Here is a 14,976-nt window from a genome sequence, read left to right as displayed (position 1 = left end):
CACCGGCCGGGCGGAGCAGTTCGACCCGATGGACCAGGCGCGGCGCGAGCAGCGGCACGGCCACCGGGTCGGAGGTCCCGGCCGCCGCCGGACCCGGCGTGCGCGGGCGCTCTAGACGGCGGGCTGGACGGCGGGCTCCGGCGCGGTGAAGTCGACCTCGGCGGCGGGCAGGACGCGGATGCCCCGGCCGGGGAAGTCGAGGTGGCGGAAGATCTCGTTGTGGTGGGCGACGGACCGGTCGGGCTCGGCGTAGGGGCCCTCGGCGCCGCGCACCGAGGTCGTGTGCCCGTCGGCGACGAGGACGAGGTCGTAGCGGCGGCTGAGGGCCTGGCGGGCCGTGGTGTCGACGCAGATCTCGGTGGCGAAGCCGGTGACGAGGAGTTCGGTGACGCCGAGGGCGGTCAGCGCGGTGTCGAGCCCGGTGTCGAGGAAGGCGTCGGCGGTGGTCTTGGCGATGACGTGCTCCCCTTCCTCCGGGGCGAGTTCGGGGACGATCCGCCAGCCGGGCGTGCCGGGCGCGAGCTCGCCGCCGGGGGTGCCCTGGTGCTGGACGGTGACGACGGGGACCCCGGCGGCCCGCGCGCGGGCCCGCAGTCCGGCGATCACGGCGATGGTCTCGGGGCCGCGGTGGGCGATCTCCGCGAGCGCGTTCTGCATGTCGATGACGAGGAGCGCCGGCACATGGGTCATGCGGCCCACCGTACGGGTCAGTCGCCGGGCACCACGAGGTGGGCCCGGCCCCTCCCGGCCTCCACCAGGCGGGCGTTGGCCTCGTCGGACCGGGCGACCCAGCGCTGGGCGGCCTCCTCGTCCTTGCCGAAGCGGACGTGCCGGGCGACGAGCCGGGGCACCCGGACGCGGGGGTCGAGGTCGAGGTACCAGACCTCGTCGAGCAGCGGCAGCACGGCGGCCCAGGGGCCCTCGTCGTGCAGCAGGTAGTTCCCCTCGGTGATCACCAGCGGCACCTCGGGCGGCACCGCGACGGATCCGGCGACGGGCTCCTCCAGGGCGCGGTCGAAGGCGGGCGCGTAGACGGTGGTGCCGGGCTCGGCTGCGCGCAGCCGGAGGAGCAGCGCCGCGTACCCGGCGGCGTCGAAGGTGTCGGGGGCGCCCTTGCGGCCGGCCCGGCCGAGCCGCTCCAGTTCGGCCTGGGCCAGGTGGAAGCCGTCCATGGGGACCAGCACGGCCCGGTCGCCGAGCCGGGCGGCCAGGCGGGCGGCGAGGGTGGACTTGCCGGCGCCGGGCGGTCCCGCGATGCCGAGCAGACGGCGCCCTCCGGCGTCGGCGAGTGCCTCCGCCCGCCGGTCGAGCTGTTCGTGTCCCGTCGTGTCCATGCGGGGCATTCTCGCACCGCGCGCCCGTTGGCACTGCCGTCGTCATACGTATTACGTTGCCCTTATGACCGAGCCTTCCGTCCCGGCCCCCCAGCCGGGCCAGCCGTCCCCGCCCGCCCTGCCCGCCCTCGCGCTGGTCACCCTCGTCGTCCGCGACTACGACGAGGCCGTGGACTTCTACACCCGCGCCCTCGGCTTCGAGCTCGCCGAGGACACCGACCGCGGCGACGGCACCCGCTGGGTCGTCGTCCGCCCGCGCGGGGCGGGCGGCACCGGACTGCTGCTCGCCCGCGCGAAGGACGAGGCCCAGGGGGCGGCGGTCGGCGCGCAGACCGGCGGCCGGGTCGGCTTCTTCCTGCACACCGACGACTTCGCCCGCGACCACGCCCGGATGACCGCCGAGGGCGTCCGGTTCCTGGAGGCCCCGCGCCACGAGCCGTACGGCTCCGTCGCGGTCTTCGAGGACCTGTACGGCAACCGCTGGGACCTGCTCCAGCCGGCCGGGGCCTGAACCCCGGACCGGCGGGTCTCACCCCTCGGACGCGCACCGGGCGGATCCGGCCACCCGGCCCGCCCTGCGGCCGACTTCGCGCGGGGAGGGGATGAGCGTCCCGTACCGGGAGATGGTCGACGCGGCTTCCTGGGGCGCCCGCTCGAAGAGCGGCACCGGCGGCGCCCAGACCACGCTGACCACGCAGATCCCGCAGGAACCGCCGCCGGGCCCGGCCGCACCCCCGGCCCCGGCCGCCGCGCCCGCCGCCGCGCCCGGGGCTTCCCCGCCGGGCTCTGCCCGGCGGGCCGCGCGGCCCGGCTGACCCGGCGGAGGCGCTGGGCGCGGCATGACGCGCGGCCCGGTGAGGCCCCGGACCGGGTCCGGGGCCTCACCGGGTGTCAGCGCCCGTCACCTCACCTCAGGTGCCGCGCGAAGAACCTGGCACCGGCGTCCAGTTCGTGGGCCGGGACGCCGGTGTGGCCGCCGAGGTTGGCGTGGAGGGTCTTCTCCCGGGAGGCGAAGGCGTCGAAGAGGTCCAGGGCTTCCTGGCGGTCGTTGCCCTCGTCGTCCCATTGGAGGAGGACGAACAGCGGGACGGTGACCGTGCGGGCCTCCTCGACGACGGCGGCGGGGATCCGGCTGCCGGCGAAGAGACCGGCGGCCACGATGCGGGGTTCGGTGGCCGCGAGCCGGACGCCGAGGGAGACCAGGCCGCCCTCGTAGCCGACCGGGCCGCCGATGCCGGGGAGGGCGAGGAGGGCGTCGAGGGCGGTCCGCCATTCCGGGGCCGCCCTCTCGACCAGCGGGAGGACGAGCGCGTCGACGAGGTCGGGGCCGACCGGTTCGCCGGCCTGGATGGCCCGGCGCAGGGCGGCACGGGCCTGCTCGGCGGCCTCCCAGCGGGGGCGGTCGCCGCTGCCGGGGAGCTCGATGGTCGCGGCGGCGAAGCCGTACTCCGCCGCGTAGTGCCGGGCCCGTCCGGCCAGGCGGGCGTACGCCTTCGGCAGGCCGAGGGGCGGCGGGCCGATGAGGACGAGCGGCGCGGGGGCGGTGGTGCCGGGCGTGGCCTCGGGGGTCCACAGGAAGCCGGGGATGCCGTCGAGGAGGAAGGCGCGTTCGAGGACGCCGTCGTCGAGGCGGCGCTCGGAGGTGAAGTGCGGGGAGGGGGCGACGCGCATGGCGGTGCCTTTCGGGAGTGCGTGGAATCGGCGCTCCCGGACGCCCTGCCTAGCGCCCGACCGTGACCCCTGAGGGGAGCACCCATGTCGATGTAGCGTTCACGGGTACCACCTCCTCGGTCTCTCACACGGCCGTCTCCACCGTAACAGCCGTCGGCCGCGCGGCACCAAGGGGTTTCGGTCTCTCACGGAAGATGCGAGGAACACCGCTATGCGCACGTACCTGGACGAGCTGTTCTCCCTGGCCGGCCGGACCGCCCTGGTCACCGGCGGCAGCTCGGGGATCGGCCGGGCGATCGCGGGGGCCCTCGCGCGGGCGGGCGCGTCCGTGGTGATCGTGGCGCGCCGGGAGGCGGAGCTGAAGGCGGCCGTCGACGAGCTGGCGGCCGAGGGGCTGACGGCGGCGTGGGTGAGCGGGGACCTGGGCACCCGGGACGGGGTGCGGGCGGCGGCGGAGGCGGCCGTGGAGGTGTTCGGGGAGCCGGACATCCTGGTGAACTCGGCGGGGATCAACCTGCGTCCGCCGCTGTCCGAGCTCTCGGACGAGGTCTGGGACCGGACGATGGGCGTGAACCTGGAGGCGCCGTTCCTGCTCGGGCAGCGCTTCGGGCCGAAGATGGCCGAGCGGGGCTTCGGGCGGATCATCCACGTGAGCTCGCAGCAGGCGCACCGGGCGTTCGTGCAGTCGGGGGCCTACGGGGTGTCGAAGGGGGCGCTGGAGTCGCTGGCGCGCTCGCAGGCGGAGGCGTGGTCGCCGTACGGTGTCACCTGCAACACGCTGGTGCCGGGCTTCGTGATGACGCCGCTGAACGCGCGGCTGAGCTCGGATCCGGTGAAGGTGGCGGAGCTCGCGGCGCGGACGCTGGTCGGGCGCAACGGGCTCGCGGAGGACTTCGAGGGGGCCGCCGTCTTCCTGGCGAGCCGGGCCTCGGGGTACGTGACGGGGCAGGCGGTGTTCGTGGACGGCGGGCTCTCCGTCCACTGAGGAGGTGCGGGGCGTGTTCACGGACGGGCCGGTGGTCCGGCTGCTCGAACTGGCGGTGTCGGTGCGGGAGTCGGCGGGCCGGCTGGAGCTGGACGCCGAGCTGGGGCGGTACGTGCGGCTGCTGCGCGGCGACGCGCTGGCGTTCTGGAACTGTTCGCCGTACGCGGCGGCGGGGGCGCTGGAGCTGGCCGCGGACGGGCTGGGCGGGGCGCCCGCCGCGTTCCGGGAGCGGGTGGCGCGGGCCGCCGGCGAGGCGGATCCGGCGGAGTTCCTGCGGGCGCTCGCGGGGGCGCTGCGGGCGCGGGACCGGGCCGGGGCGGCGGACTTCGCGGAGCTGCCCCTGGAGGGCTGGGAGTTCCCGCGCGTGTTCCCGCTGCTGTTCGGGCTGGACGCGGTGCTGATGGACGAGCCGGGGCCGCCCGGCGAGCGCGTCGGGGCGCTGCTGGAGGCCGAGCATCCGTACTGCGCGGAGCTGGCGGCCGGGTACGGCGGGGAGGCCCAGCGGGCGCGGGCGCTGTTCCCGGGGCCGGAGGGGCTGCGGGCGCGGCTGTCCTGGGCGGACCGGGCCGCGCTGCGTGCGGTGTCGGACGCCGTCGACGCCCACCTGGAGCGGGCGCACTGACGGCCCCGCCCCGGACGGTGTGTCCGGGGCGGGGCCGTCGGCGGCTCAGCTCAGGTCGAAGCGGTCCAGGTCCATGACCTTGGCCCAGGCGGCGACGAAGTCGGCCGCGAACTTCTCCTTGGCGTCGTCGGAGGCGTACACCTCGGCGACGGCGCGCAGCTCGGCGTTGGCGCCGAAGACCAGGTCGGCACGGGTGCCGGTCCACTTGACCGCGCCGGAGGCGTCGCGGGCCTCGAACGTGGTCTGGTCGTCGGAGACGGACTGCCAGGCGGTGTCCAGGTCGAGCAGGTTGACGAAGAAGTCGTTCGTCAGGGTGCCCGGGGTCTCGGTGAGGACGCCGAGGGAGGTGCCCGGCTGGGTGACGCCCAGCGCGCGCAGGCCGCCGACGAGGACCGTCATCTCCGGGGCGGACAGGGTGAGCAGGTTCGCCTTGTCGACGAGGAGGTACTCGGCGGGGAGGCGCTGGCCCTTGCCCAGGTAGTTGCGGAAGCCGTCGGCCTGCGGCTCCAGGGCGGCGAAGGACTCGACGTCCGTCTGCTCCTGGGAGGCGTCGACGCGGCCCGCGGAGAACGGGACCTCGACGGTGACGCCCGCCGCCTTCGCGGCCTTCTCGACGGCCGCGTTGCCCGCGAGGACGACGAGGTCGGCGATCGAGACCCGGGCGCCGCCGGCGGCGTCGAAGGACTCCTTGACGCCCTCCAGGACGCGCAGCACCTGGGCCAGGTCGTCCGGGTTGTTGGCGGTCCAGTCGCGCTGCGGCTCCAGGCGGACGCGGCCGCCGTTGGCGCCGCCGCGCTTGTCGCTGCCGCGGAAGGAGGCGGCGGCGGCCCAGGCGGCGGAGACCAGCTGGGTCACCGACAGGTCGGAGCCGAGGATCTTCTCCTTGAGGGAGGCGAGGTCGGCGGCGCCGAGCGCCTCGCCCTCACGGGCGGGCAGCGGGTCCTGCCAGAGCAGCTCCTCGCTCGGGACCTCGGGGCCGAGGTAGCGGACGACGGGGCCCATGTCGCGGTGGGTGAGCTTGTACCAGGCGCGGGCGAAGGCGTCGGCGAACTGCTCGGGGTGCTCGTAGAAGCGGCGCGAGATCGGCTCGTAGACCGGGTCGAGCTTGAGCGACAGGTCGGTGGTGAGCATCGTCGGCAGGTGCTTCTTCGACGCGTCGAAGGCGTCGGGGATGACCGCCTCGGCGTTCTTCGCGACCCACTGGTGGGCGCCGGCCGGGCTCTTGCTGAGCTCGTACTCGTACTCGAAGAGGTTCTTGAAGAAGCCGTTGCCCCACTGGGTGGGGGTCTCGGTCCAGGTGACCTCGAGGCCGGAGGTGATGGCGTCCTTGCCGACGCCGGTGCCGTAGGTGCTCTTCCAGCCGAGGCCGAGCTGCTCGATCGGCGCGGCCTCCGGGTCGGCGCCCACGTGGTCGGCGGGGCCGGCGCCGTGGGTCTTGCCGAAGGTGTGGCCGCCGGCGATGAGGGCGACGGTCTCCTCGTCGTTCATCGCCATGCGGGCGAAGGTCTCGCGGATGTCGCGGGCGGCGGCGATCGGGTCCGGGTTGCCGTTGGGGCCCTCGGGGTTGACGTAGATGAGGCCCATCTGGACGGCGGCGAGGGGGTTCTCCAGCTCGCGGTCGCCGGTGTAGCGGGCGTCGCCGAGCCACTCGGTCTCGGGGCCCCAGTAGACGTCCTCGTCGGGCTCCCACTCGTCGACGCGTCCGCCGCCGAAGCCGAAGGTCTCGAAGCCCATGGTCTCCAGGGCGACGTTGCCGGTGAGCACCATCAGGTCGGCCCAGGAGATGGCCTTGCCGTACTTCTTCTTGACCGGCCACAGCAGGCGGCGGGCCTTGTCCAGGCTCGCGTTGTCCGGCCAGCTGTTCAGCGGGGCGAAGCGCTGCTGGCCGCCGCCGGCGCCGCCTCGGCCGTCGCTGATCCGGTAGGTGCCGGCGCTGTGCCAGGCCATGCGGATCATGAGCGGGCCGTAGTTGCCGAAGTCGGCCGGCCACCAGTCCTGCGAGGTGGTGAGCACCTCGGCGATGTCCTGCTTGACGGCGGCGAGGTCGAGGCCCTGGAACGCCTCCGCGTAGTCGAACTCCTCGCCGAGCGGGTTCGCCACGGCGGGGTTCTTCGCGAGGATCTTCAGGTTGAGCCGGTCCGGCCACCACTGACGGTTCCCACCGCCCTGCGTGGGATGCGCGGCGCGGCCGTGGACGACCGGGCAGCCGCCCGTACCCTGCGCCGCCGCCTCGTCCTCGGTGACAAGCGGATCGTGCTTCTGCTCAGACATCGGTCTTTCCTTCCGAACCATTCGGATCACGGAGCTCGGGAACTGCTGAGGCGTCGGTGTGACCGGCGCACACCCTCTTGGCTACTACTGGAGTCGATCCTATGGTGGACTCAGTCCAAGTCAATACGACAACCGGACCCGTACGGATTACTCGCGCCGCACCGGCGCTGACTCGCGCCGACCGAGCGCTGCAAGGGCTGGTGACCATGAGCAATCTTCTGGAGCGGCTCCGCCGACGGGGCTGGCGGATGACGGCACAGCGCCGGGTGGTCGCCGAGGTCCTCTCCGGCGAGCACATCCACCTCACCGCCGACGAGGTGCTGGCCCGCGCCACCGCGAGACTGCCCGAGATCTCCCGCGCGACCGTGTACAACACGCTGGGCGAGCTCGTCTCGCTCGGCGAGGTCCTGGAGGTCTCCAGCGTGGGCCGCGCCAAGCGCTACGACCCGAACGCGCACGAGGCCCACCAGCACCTGGTGTGCTCGGGCTGCGGGGCGGTCCGGGACGTGCGCCCCGAGGGGGACCCGCTGGCGGGGCTCGCGGACGCGGACCGCTTCGGCTTCACGGTGACGGCGGTGGAGGTCACCTACCGGGGGCTGTGTCCGCAGTGCGCGGAGGATGCGGAGGATCCGGAGCGGGCATGAGAAAGGGCCCCCTTCCGGGGGCCCTTCGCCAGGACTCTTCTGGTGGCGCGCTCAGCTCTCGGCCGGCTCCAGCCGCAGCGAGATCGAGTTGATGCAGTACCGCTGGTCGGTCGGGGTGGGGTAGCCCTCGCCCTCGAAGACATGGCCCAGGTGCGAGCCGCAGCGGGCGCAGCGGACCTCGGTGCGGGTCATGCCGTGGGAGGTGTCGGGGATCAGCTCGACCGCGGCGGTGTCCTTCGGGTCGTAGAAGCTCGGCCAGCCGCAGTGCGACTCGAACTTCTCGGTGGAGGTGAAGAGCTCGGCGCCGCACGCCCGGCAGGAGTAGACGCCCTTGGTCTTCGTGTCCGTGTACTCACCGCGGAACGCGGGCTCGGTGCCGGCCTGCCGGAGCACCTGGTACTCCGCCGGGGACAGCTCGTCCCGCCATTCCGCGTCCGTCTTCTCGACCTCGTACGCCATGAGCTCGCTCCTCCGCTACTTCGCCGACTCGTCGAGGCGGGCCAGGATCCGCGGACCCAGGTCCGTCACGTCGCCCGCGCCCATGGTGAGAACGAGATCGCCGGGCTTCGCCATTCCCGCGACGGCCTCCGGCACGGCGTCCTTGTCGTGCAGGGCGGCGACCTCGGCGCCGGCCGCGCGGGCGGCGGCGACGATCAGCTCGCTGGTGACGCCGGGGATCGGGTCCTCGCGCGCCGGGTAGATGTCGAGGACGACGGAGCCGTCGGCGAGCGCGAGGGCCTCGCCCATCTCCCGGCCCAGCTCCTGGGTGCGGGAGAAGAGGTGCGGCTGGAAGACGACCAGCAGCCGGGCGTCCCCGGCGGCGCCGCGCATGGCCTCCAGGTCGGCGGTCATCTCGGTGGGGTGGTGCGCGTACGAGTCGATGACCTGGACGCCGGCGGCCTCGCCCTTGAGCTGGAGGCGGCGGCCGACCCCGGTGTACGCGGTGAGGGCCTGCGCCAGCTCGGCCGGGTCGACACCCGCGCGGGAGCCGGCGACCAGGGCGGCGGCGGCGTTGTGGGCGTAGTGGCGGCCGGGCACGGAGACCGTGAAGGTGTGCTCGGCGCCGTCGAGGGCGACGGTGACCTCGCTCTTCATCCCGTTGGGGACGATCTTGAGGATGCGGGCCTCGGAGTCCTCGGACTCGCCGACGGTGACGACGTGCAGGTCCTCGCGGCCCGCGACCCGGCGGGCCAGCTCGCGGGCGCCGGAGTGCTCGCCGACGACGAGGGTGCCGCCGGGGAGGATCTTGGCGGCGAAGGCCTCGAAGGACTCGTAGATCTCGTCCATGGAGGCGTAGTTCGCGTGGTGGTCGAGCTCGACGTTGAGGACGATCGCGACCTGGGGGTCGTACTTCTGGAAGCTGCGGTCGCTCTCGTCGGCCTCGGCGACGAAGAGGCCGCCGTCGCCGTGCCGGGCGTTGGTGCCGGGGCCCGCGAGGTCGCCGCCGATGGCGTACGAGGGGTCGAGGCCGAGCTCGGTGAGGGCGACGGCCAGCATGGAGGTGGTGGTGGTCTTGCCGTGGGTGCCGGCGACGGCGATCGCGCCGAGGCCGTCCATGAGGGAGGCGAGCGCGTCGGAGCGGTGCACGACCGGGATGCCGAGCTCGGCGGCGCGGGCCAGCTCGGGGTTGTCCGCGCGGATGGCGCTGGAGACGACGACGGCGGAGGCGTCCTCGGCGAGGTGCTCGGCGGCGTGGCCGATGTGCACGGTGGCGCCCAGGGCGCGCAGGGACTCGGCGGTCGCGGACTCCTTGGCGTCGCTGCCGGCGACCTTGGCGCCGCGCTGGGCGAGGATCTTCGCGATGCCCGACATTCCGGCACCGCCGATGCCGATGAAGTGCGGCCGTTCCATGGCGGCAGGGATGGCGGGTGCCATGCGGATCTCTCCCCGGGGTGCGTCTGTCTGGAAGGCTCCAGCCTAGTGCGTCGGGGCGGGCGTCCCGGGACGCCCGCCCCGACGGCGCGCGGCTACTCGCTGTGCGCGAAGAGCTTCAGGACGGGCACGCCGACCTTGTGCCGGGCCCGGGAGGCCCAGTCGCGGTGGAAGAACTCCTCCACGTAGTGCGGGGCGGTCAGCACGATCACCTCGTCGGCCTCGGCCTCCTCGACGACGGACTTCATCTTGTCCAGGGGATGGTCCTCGACCACCTGTCCGACCGCCTCGCAGCCCGCCGCTCTCAGCGCCTGGAGGGAGTGCTCCAGGGCCTGCTCGGCCGGCTTGCGGGCGTCCCTGCCCTCCGGTTCCTCGCCCTCGCGGGCCGCCTCCTTCAGTTCGCCCATGGCCACGTCGTCGATGGCGCGCAGCAGTACATCGGCCTGGTCACCGCGCGGCTGCATCAGAACGATGAAGGAGACGCCCTCATCGCCGTGCAGCGTGGTGACGAAGTCCACGTCGACGGCCGTCAGGGGCTTCTCGATCATCAGAACGCTTGTGAACACCTCAGGAGCCCTTCTGCGGAAACCATCCTTCCCCGTGCCCGCACGGGGATTGCGTGAGTAAGTGTGCCCAGCCGACGCAAAGCGGAACGACAAATTCCGCTGATTGTCAGATCCGACGGTAGCGGGTGAACAGGAAGCCGTCCCACTCCAGCACCGACACGACGGCGAACCGTCGCGGAACCTCCACGGAGGGGCCCCCGGCGATCCGCTGCGCACCCCCCGCCGTCATCGTCGGCGACAGGCTCAGGCACAGCTCGTCCAGCACCCCGGCGGCCACGAACTGCCCGAGCAGCCGGGGCCCGCCCTCGGTCAGCTGGCGCCGCAGCCCGCGCTCCGCGAGCACCGCCACCGCCCGCTCCGGCTCGACCCCGCGCCCCTCCCCCGCCACCAGCACCTCGGCCCCGGCGGCGCGGGCCGCCGCCACCCGGTCGGCGGGCGCCTCCGCGCCGGTCAGGACCAGGGTCGGCACCAGCGGGGAGGTGAACAGCGGCAGCGAGAAGTCCAGGTCCAGGGAGGCGGTCACGACCGCGATCACCGGCGCCGGCCCCTGCCCCGCCGCCGCCCGGCGGGCCGCGAAGGCCTCCCGCGCGCGGGCGGGCCGGTACCCCTCCTGGCGGACCGTCTCGGCGCCGACCACGATCACGTCGGCCAGGCCCCGCAGGGTCCCGAAGATCCGCATGTCGGCGTCCGAGGACAGCGGCTGGGAGCGCCCGTCGTGCTGTCCGGCCCCGTCGAGGGAGGAGACCATGTTGGCCCGCAGCCAGGGACCGGAGGCGGCCTCCGCGGGGTACGCGTACGCGTCGGCGAGCTCGTCGAGGGTCCACTCCCCGTCCGGGTCCGTGGCTGTCATGTCCGTCACAGGGAACAGGCGTCGCATCCCCGCAGTCTGACATGGCGCTTACAGTGGGGAACTGTGTCGACCCGTGCCATAACCGAAGCGGCTTCCACCGAAGCGGCCCCGCTCTCGCTCTGCTCGCGAGAGCCCCACGTCCCCGCCGAGCGGCTCGTCGCGGAGATGGTGCCGCCGCCCCGGTTCGACGCCGTGCGCTTCGACACCTACATACCGGACCCCGACCAGCCCAGCCAGATCGAGGCGGTCAAGGTCCTCTCCTCCTTCGCCGAGGGCCTCGGCGGCGCCCACGCCTCCGGCTCCGGCAAGCGCCGCTGGTTCGCCAGGAAGCCCGCCGCCCCCGCCGGCCCGCGCGGGATCTACCTGGACGGCGGCTACGGCGTCGGCAAGACCCACCTGCTCGCCTCCCTCTGGCACGCCACCCCGGCCGAGCCCTCGCTCAAGGCCTTCGGCACCTTCGTGGAGCTGACCAACCTGGTGGGCGCCCTCGGCTTCCAGCAGACCGTGCGGACCCTCAGCGGGCACCGGCTGCTGTGCATCGACGAGTTCGAGCTGGACGACCCGGGCGACACCGTCCTCGTCTCCTCGCTCCTCGGCAAGCTCGTCGAGGCGGGTGTCGCGCTCGCCGCCACCTCCAACACCCTGCCCGGCAAGCTCGGCGAGGGCCGGTTCGCCGCCGCCGACTTCCTGCGCGAGATCCAGGGCCTCTCGGCCCACTTCCGGCCGCTGCGCATCGACGGCCAGGACTACCGCCACCGAGGTCTGCCCGAGGCCCCCGCGCCCTTCAGCGACGAGACCGTCGCCAGGACCGCGTACGCCACCCCGGGCGCCTCGCTCGACGACTTCCCGCACCTGCTCGACCACCTGGCCCGGGTGCACCCGAGCCGCTACGGCGCGCTGACCGACGACCTCTCGGCCGTCTGCCTCACCGATGTGCGGCCGGTCCCGGACCAGTCGACCGCGCTGCGGCTCGTGGTCCTCGCCGACCGCCTCTACGACCGCGAGATACCGGTGCTCGCCTCCGGGCTGCCCTTCGACCGCCTGTTCAGCGACGAGATGCTGAACGGCGGGTACAAGAAGAAGTACTTCCGGGCGATCTCCCGGCTCACCGCCCTGGCCCGGGACGCCAAGGGGCTGGTCGCGCAGTAGCTTGGGTGCCTGTCCGATCGCAGTACCCGAAGCGCAGTACCCGATCGAAAGGCTTCCACCATGGCCACCGTCCGTCACGCCCACACCGTCTGGGAGGGCGACCTCCTCAAGGGCAAGGGCGTCGTCTCCCTCGACTCCTCCGGCCTCGGCTCCTACGAGGTCTCCTGGCCGGCCCGGTCCGAGGAGCCGAACGGGAAGACCAGCCCGGAGGAGCTCATCGCGGCCGCGCACTCCGCCTGCTTCTCCATGGCCTTCTCCAACGGCCTGGCCAAGGCGGGCAACGCGCCGACGCGCCTGGACACCAAGGCGGACGTCACCTTCCAGCCCGGCCAGGGCATCACCGGCATCCACCTGACCGTGCGCGGCGAGGTGCCGGGCCTGGACGCCGACCAGTTCCAGGCGCTCGCCGAGGACGCCAAGAAGAACTGCCCGGTGAGCCAGGCGCTGGCGGGCACGACGATCACGCTCACCGCCGAACTGCTCGGCTGAGCCCACCCGTCGCGCGAGGCGACGTGTGACCCGCCCGGTTCACGGGCCGCGCCGTGCGTGGTACACACGTGCGGGTCACACGTCACACCACCCCTGTCCGCCAACAGAAGTGGGTCGTTGCCTCATGACCGCGACACGACGTCAGATCCTCTCCGGCACCCTCGGCATCGCCTTCACCGGCGCCCTCGGCGAACTCTTCGCCGGCACCGCGGCCGCCGTGCCGCTCGGCGGCCGGTCCGGATACGGACCGCTGCTCCCCGATCCGGCCGGGCTGCTGGACCTCCCGGCCGGCTTCTCGTACCGGGTGCTCTCCCGGCAGGGCGAGCCGCTGCGCTCCGGCGAGGGGCCCGTCCCGGGCAACCACGACGGCATGGGCGCCTTCCCCGGCCGCCGCGGCCGGGTGCACCTGGTCCGCAACCACGAGAACCGGGCCACCGCGAAGACCACGGTGCCCACCGTCCCGGGCCTCACCTACGACCCGGCCGCCAGGGGCGGCTGCACGGCGCTCGCACTCGACACCGGGGGCCGGGTCCTCGGCGAACGGGTCGCGCTCGCCGGCACCGCCGTCAACTGCGCGGGCGGGCCCACCCCCTGGAACACCTGGCTCACCTGCGAGGAGACCGAGGACCGGGCCGGGACCAACGGCTACACCCAGGACCACGGCTTCGTCTTCGAGGTGGACGGGGCCGACCCGCACCGCACCGGCGCCGTCCCGCTGAAGGCGATGGGCCGCTTCGCGCACGAGGCCGTCGCCGTCGATCCGCGCAGCGGGATCGTCTACGAGACGGAGGACGCCTTCGAGCACCCCTTCGGCCTCTTCTACCGCTTCCTGCCCGAGAAGCCGCTCGGCGGCCCCGGCTCGCTGCGCGCGGGCGGCGCCCTGGAGGCGATGCGGGTGCCGGGGGTGCCGGACCTGTCGGTGGTCCAGGAGCCGGGCGCCCGCTTCGACGGCGTCCGCTGGGTGCCGGTGCCCGACCCGCGGGCGGCCGCCACCCCGATCAGGCTCCAGGACTTCGGGCCCGGCGGCATCACCCACGCCCAGAAGCTGGAGGGCTGCTACTGGGGCGCCGGTCCGGCGGGCGGGTCCGGCGCCGTGTACTTCGTCTCCTCCTTCGCCCGCGCCGAGAACGGCTCCGGGGCCACCCACTTCGGCCAGGTGTGGCGGTACGAGCCGCACCGCCGCCGCCTCACCCTGGTGGTGGTCTTCGGCCCGGACACCGACATCCGGCTGCCGGGCGAGTCGCCCGACAACATCTGTCTGGCGCCGTCCGGCGGGCTGATGGTCTGCGAGGACGGCGACGGGGCCCAGCACGTCTACGGGGTGAACCGGAAGGGCGAGGTGTACCCGGTGGCACGGGGCGCGCAGAACATCGGGACGCCGGACGCCCCGGAGTGGGGCGAGTTCGCCGGGGTGACCTTCTCCCCGGACGGGCGCACGATGTTCGTCAACTGCTACACCCCGGGGACGACCTTCGCGGTGACCGGCCCCTGGTGCTGATCAGGAGCGCGCGTACGCGACCCCGGTGAGGCGCTCGGAGAGCTCCCACAGGCGGCGGCCGGTCCCCGGATCGGCCGCCGCCGGCGCGAGCGCCACCCGGCGCGGCGCCCCGCGCAGCTCGCCCGGGCCGTCCGGGCCGTAGAGCGCGCCGCCCTCGGCGTCCGGGGCGGTCGCCGCGTACAGCTGCGGCAGCGCGCCGGACTCCGGGCGCTGGGCGAGCAGCGGGCCGAGGACGCGCCCGAAGACCAGCCGGACGAGGGCGACCGGGGTCTCCCTCTGGAGGTTGGTGGCGGTGAAGCCGGGGTGCGCGAGGAGGCTGCGCACCGGGCTCCCGGCGGTGGCCAGGCGGTCCTGGAGCTCGCGGCCGAAGACCGCGTTGGCGAACTTGGCCCGCCGGTAGGCGCCCATCGGCGTATAGCCGCGCCCGCCGTCGCCGCCGCTGCCTTCGAGGGTGTCGAAGTCGGCGGGGCCGAGCCGCCCCTTGCGGTGTTCGAGCGAGCTGACCGTCACGACCCGGGGGTCGCGGCCGGCCGCGAGCGGGTCGAGCAGCAGCCCGGTGAGGGCGAAGTGGCCCAGGTGGTTGACGGCGAACTGCAGCTCGTGGCCCTGGGCGCTGAGGCGGTACGGCGGGGCCATCAGGCCCGCGTTGTTGACCAGGACGTCCAGGCGCGGGTGCGCCGCGCGCAGCCCGTCGGCGAACTCCCGTACGGATCCGAGGTCGGCGAGGTCGAGCCGGCGGACCTCCAGGAGGGCGCCGGGGTGCGCCCGGCGGATCGCGTCGGCGGCGGCCCGGCCCCGGCCCTCGTCCCGCACGGCGAGCACCACATGACCGCCGTGCGCGGCGAGCTCCCGGGCGGTGGCGAGACCGAGGCCGCTGTTGGCCCCGGTGACGACGAGGACGCGTCCGGTCAGGTCGGGGATGAGGTCGGCGTTCCAGCGCCGCTGCTGCTCTGTCATGCGGCACACGCTGCCTCCGCTGTCACTCGGTGTCAAGTACTGCCCTTGGTGACATCGCGGGCTAGGAT

General features: G+C 74.1%; 17 protein-coding genes. 8 read left to right on the top strand and 9 right to left on the bottom strand.

The window, feature by feature from the left end:
• Window positions 1-111: 111 nt before the first annotated feature.
• Together ACZ6J5_RS16275 and ACZ6J5_RS16270 are read right to left on the bottom strand one after the other, a co-directional pair.
• Window positions 112-690, bottom strand: coding sequence for an isochorismatase family protein (locus tag ACZ6J5_RS16275; RefSeq protein WP_469391879.1), 579 nt, complete (start codon window positions 688-690; stop codon window positions 112-114).
• A gap of 17 nt (window positions 691-707) precedes the next feature.
• Window positions 708-1,343: a nucleoside/nucleotide kinase family protein gene (locus tag ACZ6J5_RS16270; protein ID WP_469391877.1), complete on the bottom strand. Its 636-nt coding sequence runs from the start codon at window positions 1,341-1,343 to the stop codon at window positions 708-710.
• 109 nt (window positions 1,344-1,452) lie between these two features.
• Here ACZ6J5_RS16270 and ACZ6J5_RS16265 point away from each other — a divergent pair, with 109 nt between their 5' ends.
• A complete protein-coding gene (locus tag ACZ6J5_RS16265) occupies window positions 1,453-1,845 on the top strand; it encodes a VOC family protein (RefSeq protein WP_469392160.1) in 393 nt (130 codons plus the stop codon).
• Between the two features lie 91 nt (window positions 1,846-1,936).
• Window positions 1,937-2,149, top strand: a complete 213-nt coding sequence (locus ACZ6J5_RS16260) for a hypothetical protein (protein WP_469391875.1) — start codon at window positions 1,937-1,939, stop codon at window positions 2,147-2,149.
• 91 nt (window positions 2,150-2,240) lie between these two features.
• Here the strand turns inward: ACZ6J5_RS16260 and ACZ6J5_RS16255 are convergent, their stop codons facing one another.
• Complete coding sequence (locus ACZ6J5_RS16255; protein ID WP_469391873.1) at window positions 2,241-3,005, bottom strand: dienelactone hydrolase family protein; 765 nt, start codon at window positions 3,003-3,005, stop codon at window positions 2,241-2,243.
• A 211-nt stretch (window positions 3,006-3,216) separates the two neighbouring features.
• On the opposite strand from ACZ6J5_RS16255, the gene ACZ6J5_RS16250 reads away from it, so the two are divergent.
• On the top strand, window positions 3,217-3,990 hold the full coding sequence (locus ACZ6J5_RS16250) for an SDR family NAD(P)-dependent oxidoreductase (RefSeq protein ID WP_469391871.1): 774 nt from the start codon (window positions 3,217-3,219) through the stop codon (window positions 3,988-3,990).
• Between the two features lie 13 nt (window positions 3,991-4,003).
• The gene (locus ACZ6J5_RS16245; protein WP_469391869.1) at window positions 4,004-4,612 is read left to right on the top strand and encodes a hypothetical protein; all 609 of its coding nucleotides are present in this window, start codon (window positions 4,004-4,006) and stop codon (window positions 4,610-4,612) included.
• A gap of 45 nt (window positions 4,613-4,657) precedes the next feature.
• Here the strand turns inward: ACZ6J5_RS16245 and katG are convergent, their stop codons facing one another.
• On the bottom strand, window positions 4,658-6,883 hold the full coding sequence (gene katG / locus ACZ6J5_RS16240; protein WP_469391867.1) for a catalase/peroxidase HPI: 2,226 nt from the start codon (window positions 6,881-6,883) through the stop codon (window positions 4,658-4,660).
• Window positions 6,884-7,089: 206 nt separating this feature from the next.
• Between katG and ACZ6J5_RS16235 the strand changes: the two genes are divergently transcribed.
• Window positions 7,090-7,527 (top strand): Fur family transcriptional regulator, encoded by a 438-nt coding sequence (locus ACZ6J5_RS16235; protein WP_469391865.1) that lies wholly within the window; start codon window positions 7,090-7,092, stop codon window positions 7,525-7,527.
• A gap of 51 nt (window positions 7,528-7,578) precedes the next feature.
• Here the strand turns inward: ACZ6J5_RS16235 and msrB are convergent, their stop codons facing one another.
• From msrB to ACZ6J5_RS16215, 4 genes are all read right to left on the bottom strand, one after another.
• Window positions 7,579-7,986 (bottom strand): peptide-methionine (R)-S-oxide reductase MsrB, encoded by a 408-nt coding sequence (gene msrB / locus ACZ6J5_RS16230; protein ID WP_469391864.1) that lies wholly within the window; start codon window positions 7,984-7,986, stop codon window positions 7,579-7,581.
• A gap of 15 nt (window positions 7,987-8,001) precedes the next feature.
• A complete protein-coding gene (gene murC / locus ACZ6J5_RS16225) occupies window positions 8,002-9,402 on the bottom strand; it encodes a UDP-N-acetylmuramate--L-alanine ligase (protein WP_469391862.1) in 1,401 nt (466 codons plus the stop codon).
• Window positions 9,403-9,494: 92 nt separating this feature from the next.
• Entirely contained in the window at window positions 9,495-9,965 is a 471-nt protein-coding gene (locus tag ACZ6J5_RS16220) for an indole-3-glycerol phosphate synthase (RefSeq protein WP_469391860.1), read from the bottom strand.
• Between the two features lie 106 nt (window positions 9,966-10,071).
• Window positions 10,072-10,842: a pyrimidine reductase family protein gene (locus ACZ6J5_RS16215; protein WP_469391858.1), complete on the bottom strand. Its 771-nt coding sequence runs from the start codon at window positions 10,840-10,842 to the stop codon at window positions 10,072-10,074.
• Window positions 10,843-10,878: 36 nt separating this feature from the next.
• On the opposite strand from ACZ6J5_RS16215, the gene zapE reads away from it, so the two are divergent.
• From zapE to ACZ6J5_RS16200, 3 genes are all read left to right on the top strand, one after another.
• A complete protein-coding gene (gene zapE / locus ACZ6J5_RS16210; RefSeq protein ID WP_469391856.1) occupies window positions 10,879-11,964 on the top strand; it encodes a cell division protein ZapE in 1,086 nt (361 codons plus the stop codon).
• A 60-nt stretch (window positions 11,965-12,024) separates the two neighbouring features.
• On the top strand, window positions 12,025-12,453 hold the full coding sequence (locus ACZ6J5_RS16205; RefSeq protein ID WP_362473219.1) for an OsmC family protein: 429 nt from the start codon (window positions 12,025-12,027) through the stop codon (window positions 12,451-12,453).
• Between the two features lie 124 nt (window positions 12,454-12,577).
• A complete protein-coding gene (locus ACZ6J5_RS16200; RefSeq protein WP_469391854.1) occupies window positions 12,578-13,951 on the top strand; it encodes an alkaline phosphatase PhoX in 1,374 nt (457 codons plus the stop codon).
• Here the strand turns inward: ACZ6J5_RS16200 and ACZ6J5_RS16195 are convergent, their stop codons facing one another.
• Window positions 13,952-14,908, bottom strand: coding sequence for an oxidoreductase (locus tag ACZ6J5_RS16195; protein WP_469391852.1), 957 nt, complete (start codon window positions 14,906-14,908; stop codon window positions 13,952-13,954).
• Window positions 14,909-14,976 lie beyond the last annotated feature (68 nt).

The sequence above is a fragment of the Streptomyces sp. NPDC042100 genome (genome assembly GCF_055582325.1).
The sequence above is the reverse complement of the archived record's forward strand: the minus strand, read 5'-3'. Positions and strand labels throughout refer to the sequence as shown.

Excerpts from the sequence above, each read along its gene's own strand:
- ACZ6J5_RS16275 (WP_469391879.1), bottom strand. The coding sequence starts at position 690 with ATGACCCATGTGCCGGCGCTCCTCGTCATCGACATGCAGAACGCGCTC.
- ACZ6J5_RS16270 (WP_469391877.1), bottom strand. The coding sequence starts at position 1,343 with ATGCCCCGCATGGACACGACGGGACACGAACAGCTCGACCGGCGGGCG.
- ACZ6J5_RS16260 (WP_469391875.1), top strand. The coding sequence starts at position 1,937 with ATGAGCGTCCCGTACCGGGAGATGGTCGACGCGGCTTCCTGGGGCGCC.
- ACZ6J5_RS16255 (WP_469391873.1), bottom strand. The coding sequence starts at position 3,005 with ATGCGCGTCGCCCCCTCCCCGCACTTCACCTCCGAGCGCCGCCTCGAC.
- ACZ6J5_RS16250 (WP_469391871.1), top strand. The coding sequence starts at position 3,217 with ATGCGCACGTACCTGGACGAGCTGTTCTCCCTGGCCGGCCGGACCGCC.
- katG (WP_469391867.1), bottom strand. The coding sequence starts at position 6,883 with ATGTCTGAGCAGAAGCACGATCCGCTTGTCACCGAGGACGAGGCGGCG.
- ACZ6J5_RS16235 (WP_469391865.1), top strand. The coding sequence starts at position 7,090 with ATGAGCAATCTTCTGGAGCGGCTCCGCCGACGGGGCTGGCGGATGACG.
- msrB (WP_469391864.1), bottom strand. The coding sequence starts at position 7,986 with ATGGCGTACGAGGTCGAGAAGACGGACGCGGAATGGCGGGACGAGCTG.
- murC (WP_469391862.1), bottom strand. The coding sequence starts at position 9,402 with ATGGCACCCGCCATCCCTGCCGCCATGGAACGGCCGCACTTCATCGGC.
- ACZ6J5_RS16215 (WP_469391858.1), bottom strand. The coding sequence starts at position 10,842 with ATGCGACGCCTGTTCCCTGTGACGGACATGACAGCCACGGACCCGGAC.
- ACZ6J5_RS16205 (WP_362473219.1), top strand. The coding sequence starts at position 12,025 with ATGGCCACCGTCCGTCACGCCCACACCGTCTGGGAGGGCGACCTCCTC.
- ACZ6J5_RS16200 (WP_469391854.1), top strand. The coding sequence starts at position 12,578 with ATGACCGCGACACGACGTCAGATCCTCTCCGGCACCCTCGGCATCGCC.
- ACZ6J5_RS16195 (WP_469391852.1), bottom strand. The coding sequence starts at position 14,908 with ATGACAGAGCAGCAGCGGCGCTGGAACGCCGACCTCATCCCCGACCTG.